The sequence below is a fragment of the Faunimonas sp. B44 genome, from assembly GCF_052655945.1.
Genome location: NZ_JBQYEX010000001.1, coordinates 107,712 through 124,769, shown reverse-complemented (window position 1 = coordinate 124,769; position 17,058 = coordinate 107,712). Strand labels below are relative to the sequence as shown.

Below are 17,058 nucleotides of genomic sequence, written 5' to 3'. Positions count from 1 at the left end.
TGGACCGCGCCCCCGCCATCTGCTTTCTGGCTCGGCCAAGGGAGTAGCACGTGATCCGCCCGTTTCTCGACCCGTCGATCTTCTCCGACGACGCCATCGACCCCGACACGCTGGCCGCGAACGCCGCGCTCGTCGCCGCCGCCCGCGCCGGCCCGGACCGCTGGACGTTCACGGCCGACGAACTGCACGCGGCGCGGCGCGCCGGCCTCAGCCCCTTCAGGCTGCAGAGGCCGAGCGCGCGCGCCGTGACGACGGCTGCCCCGGGGCTCCACGGTCCCGAGGTCCCGATCCGGGTGATCGCGCCGGCCGCCGGTGCGCCGCGCGGCCTCTACCTCCACATCCACGGCGGCGGCTGGATGCTCGGCGCGGCCGACATGCAGGACGAGACGCTGGAGGCGACGGCGGAGCGCACCGGGCTCGTCTGCTGCTCCGTCGAGTACCGGCTCGCGCCGGAGCACCCCTACCCGGCCGGCCCCGACGATTGCGAGGCGGCCGCGCTCTGGGCCGCACGCGAGGCGGCCGCGCGCTTCGGCGTGGACCGGCTCTTCATCGGCGGCGAATCGGCCGGCGCCCACCTTTCCGTTGTCACGCTCGTCCGGCTGCGGGACCGCCACGGGCTGACGCATTTCCACGGCGCCAACCTCCTCTGCGGCGCCTTCGACCTCGCCCTCACGCCCTCCATGCGCGCTCAGGAGGAGCCGCTCATCCTCGCCCGGCGCGACACCGAGGCCTTCGTCGCGCGCTTCCTGCAGAACGGCGAGGACCGCCGCGATCCCGACGTGTCGCCGCTCTACGCGGACCTTCGCGGCATGCCGCCGGCGCTCTTCACCTGCGGCACGCGCGACGGGCTCATCGACGATACGCTGTTCATGGCGGCGCGCTGGGCCGCGGCCGGCAGCGCGGCCGAACTCTCGCTCTGGCCGGGCGGCGCGCATTTCTTCCAGGGCATCGACATGAAGCTCGCGCAACGCAGCAACCGGGAGATCGACGCATGGCTGAAGCGGATGGCGGACGGATGATCGAAAAGCTCAGGCAGGCGCCGGTCACGCTCCGCTCCTTCGTCAACACCTGGGAGTGCGACGAGAACGGGCACATGAACGTGCAGTTCTACGCCGAGCGCTTCGACCATGCCGCGATCCACGCGGCGCTCCGGGGGGCGCCGTCCGGGCTGCCGACGGTGCGCCACATCCGCTACCACCGCGAGCTCCATGCCGGCGAGGGCGTGTCGGTGCACTCCGCGATCGCGGCGGGCGGCCCGCATCCGATCACGGTCGTCCACGGGCTCTACTCGATCGACCGCGACGTCCTCTCCGCCACCGTGATCGACGGCTTTCCGGCGACGGCCGCGGGCGCGGCCGGGCCGGCGATCCGGTGGGCGGACGTGCCGGAGGCGAAGCCGCGCGGCATCGCCCCCGAGCCGGCAGGGACCGCGATCGCACTGGACGACGTGCTCTCGGCAGGGGCGCAGGAGACCTTCCGCGGCATCGTTCCGGCGCGGTTCTGCGATGCAGGCGGCAGGGCCGCGACCCGCGCCGTGGTCCATTGCATGACCGACGGCGCCGGCCACGCCTGGAGCGCCATCGGCATCCGGCGCGACTTCTTCGCGACGAACAATCTCGGGCGCGCCGTCGTCGAGGCGAAGCTGACGCTCGCCGACCCGCTGCGGGCCGACATGCCGGTGGTCATGCTAACGACCTATGGCGAGCCGCTCGGCAAGGTCTTCCGCTACCGGCACCACCTCTTCGACGCCCGCACCGGGCGGCTCGCGGCGATCGGGGACATCGGCACCGTCATCTTCGACATGGCGGCCCGCAAGGCCGTCGACCTTCCGCGCGCGATCCTCGACCGCGCCGCCGCGGCCGAGCCGGCTCAGAGCTGATCGCCGGCGCCGTAATCGCGCTTCAGCCGCTCGACCATGTCGAGGAAGCCGCGGAACGCGCGCTCGGTGAATTCGAGCGCCTTGTCGAGCTCGTCCTGGGTCGGCATGTCGGGCTCCGGCGTCCTCGGCATGGCCGGCGGCGCCGGCGCGGGCTCGGGGGCGACGAGGCCGCGCTCGGCCTCCAGATCGCCCAGCCGCGCCTCCAGCCGGTCGATGCGGCCGTTGAGGCGGTCGATCTCCTCGGCGACCGCGACGCGCTCGTCGGGCAGCAGCCGGCACGCCGTCTGCGCGCCCGCGCCGGCGCAGTGCGAGACGGCCCCGGTGGAGCGGTCGATGCGCCAGGCGCCGTCCGGCGCCGGCACGATCGTGTAGCGGCCGTCCTCGCCCGCCTCCTGCGCGAGCGCCGCTCCGGCCGAAAGCGTGACGGCGAGCAGGACCGCGGTGCGTCCGATCATGAGACTGTCCTCCAGCGCCCCGTCTCTCGAGGATAGGCCAGCAGCGGCCGTTGAGAAACCCGCCCCGCACGATCGCCGGGGGTGCGGAGCAGGTCTCTGCATGGCCTTCCCGGTGTCGTCCTCGCCGGACTTGGTCCGGCGATCCACGGGGCGCGTGCCGTGTGGCGGGGGGCTGCGCTGGATGCCCGGGTCAAGCCCGGGCATGACGAGAGAGAGAGAGGGGATCGGGCGGCGGAGCGGCTTTCGGCATGGCCTCCCCACTGTCGTCCTCGCCGGGCGGCGGAGCGGGTCTCGGCGTGGCCTCCCCCACTGTCGTCATCGCCGGACTTGATCCGGCGATCCACGGGGCGCGTGTCGTGGGGCGGGGGCTGTGCTGGATGCCCGGGTCAAGCCCGGGCATGACGACAGTGAATGTCGCGGGGGACGGATCGGCTCTCTGCGTCGCCTCACCCACTGTCGTCCTCGCCGGACTTGATCCGGCGATCCATGGGGCGCGTGCCGTGCCGCGGGGGCTGTGCTGGATGCCCGGGTCGAGCCCGGGCATGACGACAGCGAGGAGGAAAGGCCCGGGATTGACGACAGAGAGTGAGGTGAGGACCGGGCAGGACGACGGCGAGCGCATCGAGCAGCGGTGGCGGATGGCCGACGCGGCGGCTATGGTCCCGCGCGCATGAGGAAGCACGTCTACAAGATCTGCCCGGAACCCCTCTGGCGCGAGGCGGAGGCCAACGGCGCGTTCCACGGCGCGCCGGTCGACCGCGCCGACGGGTTCATCCACTTCTCCGCCGCCCACCAGGCGCAGGAGACGGCGGCGAAGCACTTCGCGGGCGAGGAGAACCTCCTGCTCGTGGCGGTGCGCACGGACGCGCTCGGCGAGGCGCTGAAATGGGAGCCGTCGCGCGGCGGGGACCTCTTCCCGCATCTCTACGGCCCGCTCGTCCTCGACGCGGTCGCCTGGGTGAAGCCGCTGCCGTTCGGGGCGAACGGCCGCCATGCCTTCCCGCCGCTCGAGGACGGCGAATGAGCCTCGTCGACCGCGCGACGCGGCTCCTCCATCTGCTCGACCCGGAGACCGGGCACGACGTCGCGATCCGCGCCATGCGGGTCTGGCACCCGGCCGGCCGCGCGGAGGCCGCCGACCCGCGCCTCGCGATCCGCACGCTCGGCCTGACCTTCCCCAACCCGGTCGGGCTCGCCGCCGGCTTCGACAAGAACGGCGAGACGACCGACGCCATGCTGGCGCTCGGCTTCGGCTTCGTGGAGGTCGGCACGGTGACGCCGCTGCCGCAGCCGGGCAATCCGAAGCCGCGCCTCTTCCGCCTGCCGGCCGACCACGCCGTCATCAACCGTATGGGCTTCAACGGCGCGGGGCACGAGGCGCTCGCGCGGAACCTCGCCCGCCGGCGCAACCGCGCCGGGCTCGTCGGCGTCAATATCGGTGCCAACAAGGAGAGCCCGGACCGGATCGGCGACTACGTCGCCGGCGTGCAGCGCTTCGCGGCCGACGCGGCCTGGCTCACCGTCAACATATCCTCGCCGAACACGCCGGGGCTCCGCGACCTGCAGGCGGAGGCGACGCTCCGCGACCTGCTCGGCCGGGTGAGCGAGGCGCGCGCGGCGGCGGCCGAGAGGTCGGGCCGGCGGACGCCGCTCCTCGTGAAGATCGCGCCGGACATGGACGACCTCCAGCTCCAGGCGATCGTCGGCGCGGTGATGGAGGCCGGCTGCGAGGGCCTCGTCATCGCCAACACCACCGTCGAGCGGAAGGGGCTGCGGGCGGGAACCGTCGCCGAAGAGGCCGGCGGACTGTCCGGCCGCCCGCTCTTCAGCCTCTCCACCGCGCTCTTGGCGCGGGCGCGCCAGATCGCCGGGGCGGAGCTCGTGCTGGTCGGGGCCGGAGGCGTCGAGGATGCCGACACGGCGTGGGCCAAGATCGCCGCGGGCGCCGACCTCGTGCAGCTCTACACCGCCCTCCTCTACCAGGGCCCGACGCTGCCCCGGAGGATCGCCGAGGGGCTGAAGCAGCGCCTCGGCGAAACCGGGCTGCCGCAGATCGGCGCGGCACGGGGCCTCGAGACGGAGCGGTGGGCGGAGGCCTGGAAGGCGCGCTGACGGCCGGCCGCGAAGGGGTCAGGCCGGGAAGGTGCGCGGCAGCAGCCGGCGCATCCGCCAGCGGAAGGTGAGCGAGCGCGCCCCGAGGAAGACGAGGAGCGCCGCCCACAGGCCGTGATTGCCCCAGACCGGCACCAGGGCCGCCCAGGCGACGAGATAGATCACCACCGAGAGCAGCATCATGTTGCGCATGTCGCGCGACCAGGTGGCACCGATGAAGATGCCGTCCATCTGGAAGGCGACCACCGCGGCGGGCGGCGTCAGCGCAGCCCAGGGCAGGAAGGCGCGCGCCGCCTCGCGGACCTCCGGCGCCGTCGTCATCAGGTCGATGATCGCGCCGCCGGCGAGCACGTAGAGCGCCGCGACGAGGGTGGAGACGGCGAGGCCCCAGCCGATGGTGAGCCGCACCGTGCGCTCGAAGGCGGGCCGGTAGCGCGCACCGACCGCACGGCCGGCGAGGTGCTCGGCGGCGGCGGCGAGCCCGTCGAGAAAATAGGAGCCGGTCATGAAGAAGTGCATGAGGATGGCGTTCGCGGCGAGGATTTCCGGGCCGAACTGCGCGCTCTGCCGGGTGAAGAAGGCGAAGGCGAAGAGCAGCGAGAAGGAGCGCACCATCATGTCGGTGTTGAGCGCCGCGGTGCGCTTCAGCTTCGCAAGGTCGAAGACGCGGGCGGCGGACGGGCGATGCGCCGGGGAAAGGCTCCGCCAGGCGAGGCCGAGGCCGACGAGCGCCGTCGCCACCTCCGCCGCCACCGTCGCCCAGGCGACGCCCGCCACGCCCCAGCCGAGGCCGAGCACGAAGAGGAGGTTGAGCCCGATATTGGTGCCGTTCAGCAGGGTCTGGAGCGCGAGCCCCGTCCCGGAGCGGCCGCGGCCGAGCATCCAGCCGAGGATGACGTAATTGGCGAGCGCGAAGGGCGAGGAGAGCACCCGGACGTCGAAATAGAGGCGCCCGGCCGCCAGCACCTCGCCGTCGACGCCCATCGCGCCGAAGCCGAGGGCGGCGAAGGGCGCGCGCAGGAGCACCATCAGCGTGCCGGCGACGATGGCGACGAGGAGGGCGCGGAAGAGCACGGCCTGCTCCTCCGCCCGGTCCTCAGCCCCGAGCGCCTGCGCCGTCAGCCCGGTCGTGCCGCCGCGCAGGAAGTTGAAGGTCGTGAAGAAGAGGTCGAAGATGATCGCCGCGACGGCGATGCCGCCGATCAGGGCGGCCTGGCCGAGCTGGCCGATCACGGCGGTATCGACGACGCCGACGAGCGGGGTCGAGATGTAGGCGAGCGTCATCGGCAGCGCGAGCTTCAGCACGCCCGCATGGGTGACCGTGAAGGGCCGGACCGGGCCCGCCGCACGTCTCCCCAGGTCTTCCGCCATCCGCAGGCTCCCGCGTCCGCCCGGCCGCCTCATTAGCGCGGCGCGGCGGCCTTGCGCTATATGCCTGCCGATGCCGCTCGCGATCGTCCATCACCCCGCCTACGACGCGCCGATCCCCCAGGGGCACCGCTTCCCGATGGGAAAGTTCCGGCGGCTGGCGGAGCGGATCGCGGCGGACGGGCTGCCGGGCTGGCGCGGGTTCGAGGAGCCGGTGCCGATCGGCGCCGAGGCGCTCCGGCGCGTGCACGACGAGGCTTATGTCGCGGCGGTCCTCGCCTCCAGCGTGCCGCCCGCGACCGAGCGCGAGATCGGGCTTCCGGTGAGCGAGGCGGTCGCGCGCCGGGCGGAAGCCGCCACCGGGGGCACGCTGCGCGCGGCCGAGCTCGCGCTCCGCGACGGCCTCGCCTGCAACAGCGCCGGCGGCAGCCACCATGCCCGGCAGGCCGGCGGGGCTGGCTTCTGCGTCTTCAACGACGTCGCCGTGGCGGTCCGCGCGCTGAGGGCGCAGGACGCAATCGGGCGGGCGCTGATCGTCGATCTCGACGTCCATCAGGGCGACGGCACGGCGGCGATCTTCGCGCGCGACAGGAACGTGTTCACGCTCTCCGTCCATGCCGAGAGGAACTATCCCGTCCGCAAGGTGCCGTCGGACCTCGACGTCGCGCTTCCCGACGGCACGCGCGACGAGGCCTATGTCGAGGTCGTGCGGCGGGTCGTGCCGGAGGCGGTCGAGGCGTTCCGGCCGAACATCGTGTTCTACAATGCCGGCGTCGACCCGCACCGGGACGACCGGCTCGGGCGGCTCGCGCTCTCCGACGAAGGGCTCCGCGAGCGGGACCTCTTCGTCATCGACGCCGTGCGGGAGGCCGGGGTGCCGCTCGCCTGCGTCATCGGCGGCGGCTATGCCGCCGACCTCGAGGCGCTCGTCGGGCGCCACATGACGCTCTTCCGGGCGGCGGCACGCTTCGCATGAACGATCCGGCCGCGCCTATTCGGCCCGCCGCGAGCCGATCCTGAAGAGCCGCATCAGCAGGAAGATCGGGATCACGACGATCGCGCCGGCGATCAGGTAGCCGAGCACGTCGTCGAGGAAGGCGAAGCCCATGTCCCAGATCCGCAGGACGATCCGCTCGGCCCAGTAATAGAGCTGGACGGGCCGGATGTTCAGCGTCGCGAGCACCAGCCCGACCACGAAGGAGAGCACGAGCAGGCGGAAGAACACCCGGATCGGGCTGTCCCCCAGGAATCGGCTGATCCGGTCCATGTGCCTCTCCGCGTTGCGCGGCCTAGTTAGGGGCGGGAACGCGGCGGCACAAGCCGGTCAGCCTCCGCCGGGAGGAGCTTGCGGAGCGCCTCGATCCGGTCGGCCTCCGCCGGCGGCTTGTCCCAGCGCAGCCGGCTGATGCGCGGGAAACGCATCGCCACGCCCGAGCGATGGCGCGTCGAGCGGTTGAGCCCCTCGAAGGCCACCTCGAGGACCAGGCCGTGGCCGGGCTCGGCGCGGACCGCGCGAACCGGCCCGAAGCGCTCGGTCGTGTTGTTGCGGACGTAGCGGTCGAGCTCGCGAAGCTCCTCGTCGGTGAAGCCGAAATAAGCCTTGCCGACGGGCACGAGCTCCGGCGCCTCCTCCGGCCCGGCCCAGACGCCGAACGTGTAATCCGAATAGAAGGACGAGCGCCGGCCGTGGCCGCGCTGCGCGTACATCAGCACGGCATCGACGGTGAACGGGTCGCGCTTCCACTTGAACCACGGCCCCTTCGGCCGCCCCGGCACGTAGGGCGCGTCCCAGCGCTTCAGCATCAGGCCCTCGGCGACCTCGTCGAGCCGGTCGTCCTTGGGCGGGTCGGCGCGCAGCCCGGCGAGCATCTGCCAGTCCTCGAAGGCGACGAGCGGGGAGAGGTCGATCCGGCGCGAGCCGGCGGCGGCGACGAAGGCCTCGAGCCGCCTGCGCCGCTCGACGAAGGGGAGCGGGCGGAGGTCCTCCCCGCCGTCCTGCAGGAGGTCGTAGGCGCGGATGAAGGCGGGGTGGCTCTTCATCAGCTTCGGCGTGACGGCCTTGCGGTTGAGCCGCTGCTGCAAATCGCCGAACGGCGCCACCGCGATCGCGCCGTCCGCCTCGCGCCCGACCAGCAGCTCGCCGTCGATGGCGCCCTCGAAGGCGAGCTCCTCGAGCATGTCCGGAAAGGCGCCCGAAATGTCGTCGCCGGTGCGGGAATAGAGCTTGCGCACGCCCCGATCCGCCACCGCCTGGACGCGGATGCCGTCCCACTTCCATTCCGCCGCATAGGCGGACGGGTCGAGCGCGGGCAGCTCCGCCTCGTCGAGCGCCTGGGCGAGCATGACGGGCCGGAACGGCGCGAGCGCCTCGCTGACCGGCCGGGGGCCCTCTCCCGCCAGCCAGGCGAAGAGCGTCTCGTAGGGCGGCGCGAGCCCGTGCCAGATCTCCTCGATCTCGATCACGTCCTTGCCGCCCATCTGCGCGAGCGCCTGCTTGGCGAGCCGCGCCGTGACGCCGACGCGGAGCTCACCGGTGACGAGCTTCAGGAGCGCGTAGCGGCCGGAGGCGTCGAGCGCGTCGAGCAGCCGCTCCACGATGCGCGGGCCTTCAAGCCGCGAGGCGGCGTGGAGCGCCTCGACGACCGCCGCCAGGCTGGGGCTCGCATTGGCGCCCGGCCGCTCCGGCCAGACCAGCGCGATCGTCTCGGCGAGATCGCCGACGTAATCGTAGGAATAGCCGAACAGCACCTCGTCCATCCGCTCGGTGACGAGCGCGCGCAGCATGGCGGGCTTGACGCTCGCGATGGCGAGGTCGCCGGTGAGCGCGGCGAGCGCCCAGCCGCGGTCGGGATCGGGCGTGGTTCGGAAATGGTCGACCAGGAGGCGGATCTTGCCGTTCCGCTGCGGCGTCAGCACGAGGCGGTCGAGAAGGGCGGCGAAGCGTTCCATCGGCGGCAATATAGGTGCGGCCAGCGGCGGCGGCACGAGGCGCGCCTTCGCTCGCCGCTCGGTCGCAAGCCGGCTATGGAACAGAACCCGGCGGACGCGAGTTGCCCGGGCGCAGGAAACGGAGTGAGGTCGACATGCTGAGATGGGCCATCATCTTCCTGGTGATCTCGCTGATCGCGGGCGCGCTGGGCTTCTCCGGCGTAGCGCGCGGCGCGGCCTCGATCGCCAAGGTCCTGTTCTTCCTGTTCCTGGTGCTCTTCGTCCTCGCGATCATCCTGATCATCGCGACGGGCCAGGCGCTCTTCTAGAGCGAAGCGGCGGAGCGGGTCTCTGCGTCGCCTCCCCCACTGTCGTCATCGCCGGACTTGATCCGGCGATCCAGCAGCAGCGCGTGTCGTGATGCGGGGGCTGTACTGGATGCCCGGGTCGAGCCCGGGCATGACGACAGAGAGAGGGGGTGGGGCCCGGGCAGGACGACGGAGAGGGAAGACCGGGCGGCCGAGTGGCTTTCGGCGTGGCCTCCTCCCACTGTCGTCATCGCCGGACTTGATCCGGCGATCCAGGGCCATGCGGCGAGGGTCGTACTGGATGCCCGGGTCAAGCCCGGCATGACGACAGAGAGGGGGTGGGGCCGGGGCGGCTTTCGGCGTGGCCGCCCCCACGGTCGTCATCGCCGGACGTGATCCGGCGATCCAGGGACGCGTGCCGTGCGGCGGGGCTGTACTGGATGCCCGGGTCGAGCCCGGGCATGACGACAGAGAAGGGAGAGCGGCGCGTGCCGTGCGGCGAGGGTCGTACTGGATGCCCGGGTCAAGCCCGGGCATGACGACAGTGAGTGTGGCGGGGGTGTGAGGCTGACAGGCGCGCGCCCCGGGGGTGCGGTCGCGGCGCCGGTTTTCGGCGGCGGGGAGGGCAGCGGACGGCGTTGCCGGGAAGCCACGGGAGGGATGACGCGCGATTCGTGCGCAACCATCGAAGTACTTGCGCATTTACAGAGCCGGGATAGCCGTCGTCATTGGGAGACAACAAAATGGTTCGTTACTTCCTGACCAGGACAGTCGCCTTTCTGGTCCTGACCACCGCATCGACCGTCGTCATGGCGCTTCCGCACATGATGTGAGCGGAGGCGCGGAATAACCGCAGATTGCGCTCTGAACTCAGCTTGAATTCACTCGATTTCGACTTTTTCGATCGTCCGGACGATCTTGATTTCCACGGTGATTGCCGCCGCCGGGCCTGCCTCGAAAGCCAGAAGCTTCCTGCACGAGCCTGAAAAAGGCGCCTGCCGCGACGATGCGCGAAGCGCCTCCGGTCCGGCTGGGCGTCACGAACCCGATCACCCTTCCCGAACGCCACGGGCGCCGTGAACGCGGTGCGGAGCGCGGCGACGATCCCTCTGATGAGACCCGAGCCTCTGCCGCCACTGTCATTGTTTCGGCGAAGCATAGAAATGCCCGCACTCAACTCTGATTGCAGCGGATGAAGCGTAAGGTTGCGAGCGGAGCGGAGGTGAGGGGGCGAGAATCCTTCGCTCCGCTCGCAGGGTATCCGTTCCTTCGAACAGACCGGCCGATGAACTTGCGGCGGGCCCGTCGGTTCCGCGGCAAATCCGGCCTCAGGGCGAGAATCGGGGCCGCACTACTGATCGGGGAGCGCCGTTGTATTTCGGCCACAGCGTTTCGGGCGTTCTCCGGCCACGCTACCGGCCGGCGAAAGCGGATACCCGCCGCGGCGCGGCCCTCACCCCTCCATTTTCAGGGCGGCGATGAAGGCTTCCTGCGGGATCTCGACCTTGCCGAACTGGCGCATGCGCTTCTTGCCCTCCTTCTGCTTGTCGAGGAGCTTGCGCTTGCGGGTGATGTCGCCGCCGTAGCACTTCGCCGTCACGTCCTTGCGCAGCGCCCGCACCGTCTCGCGCGCGATGATGCGCCCGCCGATCGCCGCCTGGATCGGGATCTGGAAGAGGTGCTGCGGGATGAGCTCCTTCAGCTTCTCGCACATGGCGCGGCCGCGACGCTCGGCCTGGCTGCGGTGGACGAGGACGGAGAGCGCGTCGACCGGCTCGGCGTTGACCAGGATCTGCATCTTCACGAGGTCGCCCTCGCGGTAGCCGGTGATGTGGTAGTCGAACGAGGCGTAGCCCTTCGAGATCGATTTCAGCCGGTCGTAGAAGTCGAACACGACCTCGTTGAGCGGCAGGTCGTACTGCAGCATGGCGCGGCTGCCGACATAGGAGAGGTCGACCTGGATGCCGCGCCGCTCCTGGCAGAGCTTCAGGATGCCGCCGAGATAGTCGTCCGGCGTCATGATGGTGGCGCGGATCCACGGCTCGCTGATCTCGGCGATCTTCACCGGGTCGGGCATGTCGGCGGGGTTGTGGAGCTCGATCTCGGTGCCGTCGGTGAGGCGGATCTGGTAGACGACCGAGGGCGCGGTGGCGATGAGGTCGAGGTTGAACTCGCGCTCCAGCCGCTCCTGGACGATCTCCAGATGCAGGAGGCCGAGGAAGCCGCAGCGGAAGCCGAAGCCGAGCGCGGCCGAGGTCTCCATCTCGAAGCTGAAGGAGGCGTCGTTGAGGCGAAGCTTGCCCATCGCGGAGCGGAGATCCTCGAAATCCGCCGCATCGACGGGGAAGAGGCCGCAGAAGACGACCGGCTGGGCGGGGCGGAAGCCCGGCAGCGGCGTCGCGGTCGGCCGGCGGTCGTCGGTGATGGTGTCGCCGACGGCGGTGTCGGCCACCTCCTTGATGGAGGCGGTGAAGACGCCGATCTCGCCGGCGCCGAGCTCGTCGGTGACGAGCAGGCCCGGGGTCATCACCCCGACGCGGTCGATGTCGTAGACGGCGCCGGTCCGCATCATCCGGATGCGCTGGCCCTTCCGGAGGCTGCCGTCGATGATGCGCACCAGCACCATGACGCCGAGATAGGCGTCGTACCAGCTGTCCACGAGCATCGCCTTGAGCGGCCCGTTCGGGTCGCCCTTCGGCGGCGGCAGGCGGTGCACGATCGCCTCCAGCACCTCGTCGACGCCGAGCCCGGTCTTGGCCGAGATCATCACCGCATCGGAGGCGTCGAGGCCGATCACGTCCTCGATCTGCTGCTTGATGCGCTCCGGCTCGGCGGCCGGCAGGTCGATCTTGTTGAGGACCGGGACGATCTCGTGGTTGTTGTCGATCGCCTGATAGACGTTGGCGAGCGTCTGCGCCTCCACCCCCTGCGATGCGTCGACGACGAGCAACGAGCCCTCGCAGGCGGCGAGCGAGCGCGACACCTCGTAGGCGAAGTCGACATGGCCCGGCGTGTCGATGAGGTTGAGCCGGTACTCCTCGCCGTTCTTGGCGGTGTAGATGAGGCGCACCGTCTGCGCCTTGATGGTGATGCCGCGCTCGCGCTCGATGTCCATGGAATCGAGCACCTGCTCCTTCATCTCGCGGGCGGCGAGCGTGCCGGTCATCTGGATCAGACGGTCGGCGAGCGTCGACTTGCCGTGGTCGATATGGGCGACGATCGAGAAATTGCGGATGTGGTCGAGGGGCGTGCTCATGGCGCGGCATGTAGCATCCGCGCAAGGCCGGTCAAAGCGCGAACGGGCAAGCGGGCTGCGGCTTTGCGGCCGGGGCGTTCCTGATATGGTCGCCGGCGGGTGCGCCCGGCGCGGCATGGCCGCTGGCGGCGGCCGGGACGAGGAGCATCGGAATGGAGCAGGCCGCCGGGCGGGGGTTCGAGGTGAGGCCGGCCGCGGAGGCGGACCTTGCCGGCGTGCTCGCCATCTACAACCATGCGGTCGAGCACACGACCGCGATCTGGAACGACGTGCTGGTCGACCTCGACAACCGGCGGGCCTGGTGGCGCGGCCGGGCGGAGGCGGGCCTGCCCGTGCTGGTGGCGGCCGCCGGCACGGACGTCCTCGGCTACGGCAGCTACGGCCCGTTCCGGGCCTTCGACGGCTACCGGCAGACCGTCGAGCACTCGGTCTACGTCGCGGAGGCCGCGCGCCGCCGGGGCGTGGCGCGCGCGCTGATGCAGGCGCTCGAGGCGGAAGCCCGGCAAGCGGGGATGCACGTGATGGTCGGCGCCATCGCGGCGGACAACGCGCCCTCGCTCGGCCTCCACGAGCGCCTCGGCTTCGCCGAGACGGGCCGGATGCCGGAGGTCGGCCGCAAGTTCGGCCGCTGGCTCGACCTCGTGCTCGTGCAGAAGGTCCTGCGCTGAACCTCCCGCTACGGGCGGGGGCGCGGCACTGGCCCGGCTTCCGACGCCGGCAGGACGGTTCCGGCAGCGGGCGCGAAGGCCATGGTCGTGCCGCGGAGCGAGCCCGTCGTCAGCGGCTGCGGCGCGCCGTTGTCGACGGCTGCGAAGAGGGTCGCGCCCGTCGGGGCCGGGGCGGGGGCTGGGCTGGGGGCAGCGGCGGAGCTAGGGGCAGCGGCGGGGTTGGGCGCGGCGGCGGGCGCCGGCGCGGCATCGGCGAAGACGGCGCGCACCTGCCGGGTGGCCGTCTCGCGCGCTGCCGGCGCGCCTGCCGGCGTGGGAGCGGCGGCCACGGCGACTTCCCCGCCCGGCCGCGGGCTCGGCACCGGCGCCGCCGCCACGGCGACCTCCGCGCCCGTGCCGATCACGCCCTGGCGGGCCATGATGCGCTTCAGGTCCTCGCAATAGCGGCGCGACGCCGCCGTCATGCGGGTGGCGCGGTGGCCGCCCTGGTAGCGCAGCGCGGTCCCGCAGACGTCGCCGCCGCCGAGCTCGTGCGCCTTGCCGAGATATTTCATGCCCCAGGCGAGGTTCGTCTCCGGCTGGTAGAGCTCCTCCGTCGTGCCCTTGAAGCCGATGCCGCGCGCGGTTGCCGGCTTGATCTGCATGAGCCCCACGGTGCCGCGTCCCGTCGCCTTGGCATTGTAGCCGCTCTCCTTCCGCACCACCGCATGGGCGAGCGGGAGCGGAACCCGGTTCTCGGCCGCGTAGCGGGCGATGAGGTGGTCGTAGGCGCTGCCGGTGCCGGCGACCGCGGGTGGCGGCGGCTTCTGTTCTGCCCTGGAGGCGGGCCGCTCGCCGGCGGAGACGCAGGCGGTCAGCGATAGCGCCAGGCACAGCGCCCAGGAGGCTCGCGTCGCAACGGCGCGTCGGGTCATCGGCAGGTCCCTCGTCTTCCCTCGAGCGGCGGGCCGCTACAGACCGGCTATGGCGAGATTGTGCTGATTCTGGGGCGGGTTGGCCATCATCCCGCTGGCGCTTCTGCGCGAGATCGGCCACCATCCCGCCCCGGCTGCCCGCGCGGGGGCGATCGCACGGCCGCCGCGTCGGGGAGGAATTGCCGTCGCGGGGCGGCGGCTCGAGGTCGGGGAGAGACATCGAACCGCAACAAAAGGGCGTTATCGACCGCGCGGCAGAGGGCTTCTACCGGCCCGTCTCGAGGGGAGAGTGTCATGAGAAAATGGGTGTCAATGACCACGGCTTCGGCCCTGGCGATCTCGGCCTTCACCGGGGCCGCGCAGGCGCAGTCCAACGAACTGATCGAAGCCGCCAAGAAGGAAGGCCAGCTCACCACGATCGCGCTGCCGCACGACTGGTGCAATTACGGCGAGATGATCCAGACCTTCAAGGACAAGTACGGCCTGCAGGTGAACGAGCTCAATCCCGACGCGGGTTCGGGCGACGAGATCGAGGCCATCAAGGCCAACAAGGGCAATACCGGGCCCCAGGCCCCTGACGTGATCGACGTCGGCCTCTCCTTCGGCCCGTCGGCGAAGGCCGAGGGCCTGCTGCAGCCCTACAAGGTCGAGACCTGGGACTCGATCCCGGACACGGCAAAGGACGCCGAGGGCTACTGGTACGGCGACTATTACGGCGTGCTCGCCTTCCAGGTGAACAAGGACATCATCCAGGAGGCGCCGCAGGACTGGGAAGACCTGCTGAAGGCCGACTACAAGAACGCCGTCGCGCTCGCCGGCGACCCGCGCGCCTCCAACCAGGCGATCCAGGGCGTCTACGCGGCCGGGCTGTCGCGGGCGGGCGGCGATGCCGCCAAGGCGGCGGAGGCCGGGCTCGAATTCTTCTCCGAGCTCAACAAGGCCGGCAATTTCGTGCCGGTGATCGGCAAGGCGGCCTCGGTCGCGCAGGGCTCGACGCCGCTCCTCGTGCGCTGGGACTACAACGCGCTCGCCGACCGCGACACGCTCGCCGGCAACCCGCCGATCGAGGTGGTGGTGCCGAAGACCGGCGTGGTCGCCGGCGTCTACGTGCAGGCGATCAGCGCCTACGCGCCGCACCCGAACGCCGCCAAGCTCTGGATGGAGCACCTCTATTCCGACGAGGGGCAGCTCATCTGGCTGAAGGGCTATTGCCACCCGATCCGCTTCAACGACCTGGTGAAGAACGGCAAGGTGCCGCAGGAGATGCTCGACAAGCTGCCGCCGGCGGAGGCTTACGAGGCCGCCGTCTTCCCGACTCTGGAGGAGCAGAACGCGGGCAAGGAAGTGATCACCAAGCAGTGGGACAGCGTGGTCGGCGCGAACGTCCAGTAATGCGCCGGGGGGCGGCCGCGCCGATGCGTGCGGCCGCCTCCCTCATGACCGGCTTCGGGGGCGAGCCGCGCCAAGGGGGCAGATGACCGCACTGAGCGACAGCGCAGCAGCGAGCGGGGGCGCCGTGCGGGCGCGCGCCCGGCCCATGTCCTGGGCCTGGGTCGGCGTCGTGCCGTTCTTCGTCTTCGCGCTGATGTTCCTGATCCTGCCCACGCTCTATCTCGTGGTCGGCGCCTTCCAGGACGCGCAGGGCAATTTCACGCTCGCCAATATCGGCAAGCTGCTCCACCCCTCCATCCTCAGCGCCTACTGGATCTCCATCAAGGTGAGCACCGCCTCGGCGGTGCTCGGCGCGGCGGTCGGCTTCTTCATCGCCTATGCCGTCGTGCTCGGCCACGTGCCGCGCTGGATGCGCCCGGCCGTCATGACCTTCTCCGGGGTGGCGTCGAACTTCGCCGGCATCCCGCTCGCCTTCGCGTTCCTCGCCACGCTCGGCCGCACGGGCCTCGTCACCGTGCTCCTCGTCAAGTATTTCGGCTTCAACCTCTATGCGACCGGGTTCAACCTCCTGAGCTTCTGGGGCCTCACCCTCACCTATCTCTATTTCCAGATCCCGCTGATGGTGCTGATCCTCGCGCCGGCGCTCGACGGGCTGAAGCGCGAATGGCGCGAGGCCTCGTCCATCCTCGGCGCCACCGGCTGGCAGTACTGGCGCCACGTCGCCTTCCCGATCCTGTGGCCGAGCATCCTCGGCACGACGCTGCTCCTCTTCGCCAACGCCTTCGGCGCGGTCGCGACCGCCTATGCGCTCACCGGCTCCTCGCTCAACATCGTCACCATCCTGCTTTATGCGCAGATCCGCGGCGACGTGCTGCACGACCAGAATCTCGGCTATGCGCTCGCGCTCGGCATGATCCTCATCACGGGGCTCTCGAACGGCGCCTACATCTGGCTGCGGGCGCGCTCCGAGCGGTGGCTGCGATGAAGGGCGCGCGCATCGGCCCCTGGATCGCGATCGCGATCGGCGCGCTCTATTTCGTCGTCCCGCTGATCGCGACGCTGGAATTCTCCATGCGCATCCGGCGCGGCGAGTACACGTTCGACGCCTACCGCATCGTCTTCGCCGACCCGCGCTTCCAGGCGAGCTTCCTCTATTCCACCTTCCTCGCCTTCGCGACGATCGCGATCGGCATCCTGCTCGTCGTGCCGACCGCCTACTGGATCCGGCTGAAGCTGCCGAAGCTGCGCCCGCTCGTCGAGTTCATCACCCTGCTGCCGCTGGTCATCCCGGCGATCGTCATCGTCTTCGGCTATCTCCGGCTCTACAATTCCTCGTCCTGGCTGCCCTTCACCGCGAGCGCGCGGGCGACCGACCTGCTCCTCACCTTCAGCTACGTCACGCTGGCGCTGCCCTACATGTACCGCGCCGTCGACACCGGCCTGCGCGCAATAGACGTGCGCACGCTCACGGAGGCGGCGGAGAGCCTCGGCGCCGGCTGGGGCACGATCCTGTTCCGGATCATCCTGCCGAACGTCCGCTCGGCCGTGCTCTCCGGCGCGTTCCTGACCTTCGCCATCGTGATCGGCGAGTTCACGATGGCGAGCCTCCTCAACCGGCCTGCCTTCGGGCCCTATCTCCAGCTCATCGGCGCGAACCGCGCCTACGAGCCGGCTGCGCTCGCGATCATCGCCTTCGTCGTCACCTGGGCCTGCATGGGCCTCATCCAGATCTTCGGACGGTCGCGCCACATGGCGGCGCCCGGCAAGCGTTAGGGAGC

The 17,058-nt window shown here is 71.0% G+C and carries 16 protein-coding genes; 10 read left to right on the top strand and 6 right to left on the bottom strand.

The genetic code is table 11. The annotated features are described in order from the left end of the window. Positions 1 to 50: 50 nt before the first annotated feature. Positions 51 to 1,019, top strand: coding sequence for an alpha/beta hydrolase fold domain-containing protein (locus ACUN0C_RS00600; RefSeq protein ID WP_445464373.1), 969 nt, complete (start codon positions 51 to 53; stop codon positions 1,017 to 1,019). Beyond that, on the top strand, positions 992 to 1,879 hold the full coding sequence (locus tag ACUN0C_RS00595) for an acyl-CoA thioesterase (protein ID WP_445464372.1): 888 nt from the start codon (positions 992 to 994) through the stop codon (positions 1,877 to 1,879). The genes ACUN0C_RS00600 and ACUN0C_RS00595 overlap by 28 nt, the downstream gene beginning before the upstream one ends. Here ACUN0C_RS00595 and ACUN0C_RS00590 read toward each other — a convergent pair. After that, on the bottom strand, positions 1,870 to 2,334 hold the full coding sequence (locus ACUN0C_RS00590; RefSeq protein ID WP_445464371.1) for a hypothetical protein: 465 nt from the start codon (positions 2,332 to 2,334) through the stop codon (positions 1,870 to 1,872). The genes ACUN0C_RS00595 and ACUN0C_RS00590 overlap by 10 nt on opposite strands. Before the next feature lie 670 nt (positions 2,335 to 3,004). Here ACUN0C_RS00590 and ACUN0C_RS00585 point away from each other — a divergent pair. Beyond that, positions 3,005 to 3,358 (top strand): DUF952 domain-containing protein, encoded by a 354-nt coding sequence (locus ACUN0C_RS00585; RefSeq protein WP_445464370.1) that lies wholly within the window; start codon positions 3,005 to 3,007, stop codon positions 3,356 to 3,358. Beyond that, positions 3,355 to 4,446: a quinone-dependent dihydroorotate dehydrogenase gene (locus ACUN0C_RS00580; RefSeq protein ID WP_445464369.1), complete on the top strand. Its 1,092-nt coding sequence runs from the start codon at positions 3,355 to 3,357 to the stop codon at positions 4,444 to 4,446. Before ACUN0C_RS00585 ends, ACUN0C_RS00580 begins: the two co-directional genes overlap by 4 nt. An 18-nt stretch (positions 4,447 to 4,464) precedes the next feature. Here ACUN0C_RS00580 and ACUN0C_RS00575 read toward each other — a convergent pair whose 3' ends face one another. Continuing rightward, the gene (locus ACUN0C_RS00575) at positions 4,465 to 5,817 is read right to left on the bottom strand and encodes an MATE family efflux transporter (RefSeq protein ID WP_445464368.1); all 1,353 of its coding nucleotides are present in this window, start codon (positions 5,815 to 5,817) and stop codon (positions 4,465 to 4,467) included. Between the two features lie 70 nt (positions 5,818 to 5,887). On the opposite strand from ACUN0C_RS00575, the gene ACUN0C_RS00570 reads away from it, so the two are divergent. Continuing rightward, positions 5,888 to 6,790, top strand: coding sequence for a histone deacetylase family protein (locus ACUN0C_RS00570; protein WP_445464367.1), 903 nt, complete (start codon positions 5,888 to 5,890; stop codon positions 6,788 to 6,790). A gap of 15 nt (positions 6,791 to 6,805) precedes the next feature. On the opposite strand, the gene ACUN0C_RS00565 is transcribed toward ACUN0C_RS00570, so the two are convergent. Beyond that, positions 6,806 to 7,081 carry a DUF6460 domain-containing protein gene (locus ACUN0C_RS00565; RefSeq protein ID WP_445464366.1) on the bottom strand — a complete coding sequence of 92 codons (276 nt, stop codon included), beginning with the start codon at positions 7,079 to 7,081 and terminating at the stop codon, positions 6,806 to 6,808. Positions 7,082 to 7,107: 26 nt separating this feature from the next. Next, the gene (locus ACUN0C_RS00560; protein WP_445464365.1) at positions 7,108 to 8,763 is read right to left on the bottom strand and encodes a cisplatin damage response ATP-dependent DNA ligase; all 1,656 of its coding nucleotides are present in this window, start codon (positions 8,761 to 8,763) and stop codon (positions 7,108 to 7,110) included. A 134-nt stretch (positions 8,764 to 8,897) separates the two neighbouring features. Here ACUN0C_RS00560 and ACUN0C_RS00555 point away from each other — a divergent pair, with 134 nt between their 5' ends. Next, complete coding sequence (locus ACUN0C_RS00555) at positions 8,898 to 9,071, top strand: DUF1328 domain-containing protein (RefSeq protein WP_445464364.1); 174 nt, start codon at positions 8,898 to 8,900, stop codon at positions 9,069 to 9,071. Between the two features lie 1,432 nt (positions 9,072 to 10,503). On the opposite strand, the gene lepA is transcribed toward ACUN0C_RS00555, so the two are convergent. Beyond that, the gene (gene lepA / locus ACUN0C_RS00550; RefSeq protein ID WP_445464363.1) at positions 10,504 to 12,306 is read right to left on the bottom strand and encodes a translation elongation factor 4; all 1,803 of its coding nucleotides are present in this window, start codon (positions 12,304 to 12,306) and stop codon (positions 10,504 to 10,506) included. A 152-nt stretch (positions 12,307 to 12,458) separates the two neighbouring features. Here lepA and ACUN0C_RS00545 point away from each other — a divergent pair, with 152 nt between their 5' ends. Further along, on the top strand, positions 12,459 to 12,974 hold the full coding sequence (locus ACUN0C_RS00545; RefSeq protein ID WP_445464362.1) for a GNAT family N-acetyltransferase: 516 nt from the start codon (positions 12,459 to 12,461) through the stop codon (positions 12,972 to 12,974). Positions 12,975 to 12,982: 8 nt separating this feature from the next. Here the strand turns inward: ACUN0C_RS00545 and ACUN0C_RS00540 are convergent, their stop codons facing one another. Further along, positions 12,983 to 13,888 (bottom strand): lytic transglycosylase domain-containing protein, encoded by a 906-nt coding sequence (locus tag ACUN0C_RS00540; RefSeq protein WP_445464361.1) that lies wholly within the window; start codon positions 13,886 to 13,888, stop codon positions 12,983 to 12,985. Positions 13,889 to 14,182: 294 nt separating this feature from the next. On the opposite strand from ACUN0C_RS00540, the gene ACUN0C_RS00535 reads away from it, so the two are divergent. From ACUN0C_RS00535 to ACUN0C_RS00525, 3 genes are all read left to right on the top strand, one after another. Next, positions 14,183 to 15,280, top strand: coding sequence for an ABC transporter substrate-binding protein (locus tag ACUN0C_RS00535; protein WP_445464360.1), 1,098 nt, complete (start codon positions 14,183 to 14,185; stop codon positions 15,278 to 15,280). Positions 15,281 to 15,362: 82 nt separating this feature from the next. Then, a complete protein-coding gene (locus ACUN0C_RS00530; protein ID WP_445464359.1) occupies positions 15,363 to 16,265 on the top strand; it encodes an ABC transporter permease in 903 nt (300 codons plus the stop codon). Further along, positions 16,262 to 17,053 (top strand): ABC transporter permease, encoded by a 792-nt coding sequence (locus tag ACUN0C_RS00525; RefSeq protein ID WP_445464358.1) that lies wholly within the window; start codon positions 16,262 to 16,264, stop codon positions 17,051 to 17,053. Before ACUN0C_RS00530 ends, ACUN0C_RS00525 begins: the two co-directional genes overlap by 4 nt. Positions 17,054 to 17,058: the final 5 nt, after the last annotated feature.

What these genes read in the sequence shown, in the direction of transcription:
- ACUN0C_RS00590 (WP_445464371.1), bottom strand. Translation starts at nt 2,334, where the DNA reads ATGATCGGACGCACCGCGGTCCTGCTCGCCGTCACGCTTTCGGCCGGA.
- ACUN0C_RS00545 (WP_445464362.1), top strand. Translation starts at nt 12,459, where the DNA reads ATGGAGCAGGCCGCCGGGCGGGGGTTCGAGGTGAGGCCGGCCGCGGAG.
- ACUN0C_RS00555 (WP_445464364.1), top strand. Translation starts at nt 8,898, where the DNA reads ATGCTGAGATGGGCCATCATCTTCCTGGTGATCTCGCTGATCGCGGGC.
- ACUN0C_RS00595 (WP_445464372.1), top strand. Translation starts at nt 992, where the DNA reads ATGGCTGAAGCGGATGGCGGACGGATGATCGAAAAGCTCAGGCAGGCG.
- ACUN0C_RS00580 (WP_445464369.1), top strand. Translation starts at nt 3,355, where the DNA reads ATGAGCCTCGTCGACCGCGCGACGCGGCTCCTCCATCTGCTCGACCCG.
- ACUN0C_RS00560 (WP_445464365.1), bottom strand. Translation starts at nt 8,763, where the DNA reads ATGGAACGCTTCGCCGCCCTTCTCGACCGCCTCGTGCTGACGCCGCAG.
- ACUN0C_RS00530 (WP_445464359.1), top strand. Translation starts at nt 15,363, where the DNA reads ATGACCGCACTGAGCGACAGCGCAGCAGCGAGCGGGGGCGCCGTGCGG.
- ACUN0C_RS00525 (WP_445464358.1), top strand. Translation starts at nt 16,262, where the DNA reads ATGAAGGGCGCGCGCATCGGCCCCTGGATCGCGATCGCGATCGGCGCG.
- ACUN0C_RS00570 (WP_445464367.1), top strand. Translation starts at nt 5,888, where the DNA reads ATGCCGCTCGCGATCGTCCATCACCCCGCCTACGACGCGCCGATCCCC.
- ACUN0C_RS00575 (WP_445464368.1), bottom strand. Translation starts at nt 5,817, where the DNA reads ATGGCGGAAGACCTGGGGAGACGTGCGGCGGGCCCGGTCCGGCCCTTC.
- lepA (WP_445464363.1), bottom strand. Translation starts at nt 12,306, where the DNA reads ATGAGCACGCCCCTCGACCACATCCGCAATTTCTCGATCGTCGCCCAT.
- ACUN0C_RS00540 (WP_445464361.1), bottom strand. Translation starts at nt 13,888, where the DNA reads ATGACCCGACGCGCCGTTGCGACGCGAGCCTCCTGGGCGCTGTGCCTG.
- ACUN0C_RS00585 (WP_445464370.1), top strand. Translation starts at nt 3,005, where the DNA reads ATGAGGAAGCACGTCTACAAGATCTGCCCGGAACCCCTCTGGCGCGAG.
- ACUN0C_RS00565 (WP_445464366.1), bottom strand. Translation starts at nt 7,081, where the DNA reads ATGGACCGGATCAGCCGATTCCTGGGGGACAGCCCGATCCGGGTGTTC.
- ACUN0C_RS00535 (WP_445464360.1), top strand. Translation starts at nt 14,183, where the DNA reads ATGAGAAAATGGGTGTCAATGACCACGGCTTCGGCCCTGGCGATCTCG.